Source organism: Nocardia sp. NPDC059236, assembly GCF_042754085.1.
In the GTDB taxonomy this organism is placed as follows: domain Bacteria; phylum Actinomycetota; class Actinomycetes; order Mycobacteriales; family Mycobacteriaceae; genus Nocardia.
Map to the genome: position 1 here is coordinate 1 of NZ_JBHZAF010000107.1, position 1,110 is coordinate 1,110.

Below are 1,110 nucleotides of genomic sequence, written 5' to 3' on the forward strand. Positions count from 1 at the left end.
CCCTCTCCACAGCCTGTGCATCGTCGCTGGAACCGGCCTCCAGGGTGAGCACCCCCTGCTCGAAGCTGAGCCGCACCGGGGTGTTGCGCTCGGCCACCAGTGCCACGCGCTTGACGGCCTCCACGAACGGCGCCGTCTCGATCACCGCCACGGAGTTGAACTCCGTCGGGAACAGCGTGCGGTACTTCGGCAGGTCGCCCTCCAGCAGCCGCGTCGTCGTCCGCCGCCCGGCGCCCTCGAAACCGATCAGCCCCTCACCGGAGCCGGAGCCGGACAGTGCCAGCGTCACGCTGTCGCCACCGCTGAGCGACTTCGCGGTCTCCAGCAGCGTCTTGGCGGGCACCAGGGCCACCGCCGAGGCGTCCGGGGTCTCCGGCTTCCACAGGAACTCGCGCACCGCGAAGCGGTACCGGTCGGTGGAGGCCAGCGTGACGGTGTCGCCCTCGATCTCGATACGCACACCCGTCAGCACCGGCAGCGTGTCGTCCCGCCCGGCCGCGATGGCGACCTGCTGGGCAGCGGCGGCGAAGACCTCGCCGGGGACGGTGCCGGTGGCCGACGGCATCTCCGGCAGCGCCGGGTACTCCTCCACCGGCAGGGTGTGCAGGGTGAAGCGGGAGGAGCCGCACACGACGGTCGCCCGTACACCGTCTGTGGAGATCTCCACCGGACGGTTGGGGAGGGCGCGGCAGATGTCGGCCAGCAGCCGGCCGGAGACCAGCACCGTGCCGTCCTCCTCGACCTCCGCCTCGACCGAGACCCGCGCCGAGACCTCGTAGTCGAAGCCGGAGAGGCTCAGGGTGCCGTCGTCCGCCTTCAACAGCAGGCCCGCGAGCACGGGCACCGGCGGGCGGGCGGGGAGGCTCTTGGCCGTCCAGGCCACCGCCTCCGCGAGCACATCGCGTTCAACCCGGATCTTCACGTTCAGCCGCCTCCTGCTGCTGCCTCTGCTCGTGCTTTGCCGGGCACCAGTCTGACGCACCGGACTGACAGCAGGTGCGGGCGCGGGTCAAGTCGACGCGATCCGGGTCGGGACCCGCGGCGCCGAGTTGTGCACAGCCCCCACTTCGAAGCGATTCCCGGGCTCTCTAGGTGTCGTCGTAGTAGTAG

The 1,110-nt window shown here is 71.1% G+C and carries 1 protein-coding gene; it reads right to left on the reverse strand.

Going from position 1 to position 1,110, the window contains the following annotated elements; genetic code table 11:
- Positions 1 to 922, reverse strand: a 922-nt coding sequence (dnaN, locus tag ACFXIV_RS48235) for a DNA polymerase III subunit beta (RefSeq protein ID WP_379421581.1), incomplete at its 3' end; no start/stop codon positions are given.
- Between the last annotated feature and the right edge of the window lie 188 nt (positions 923 to 1,110).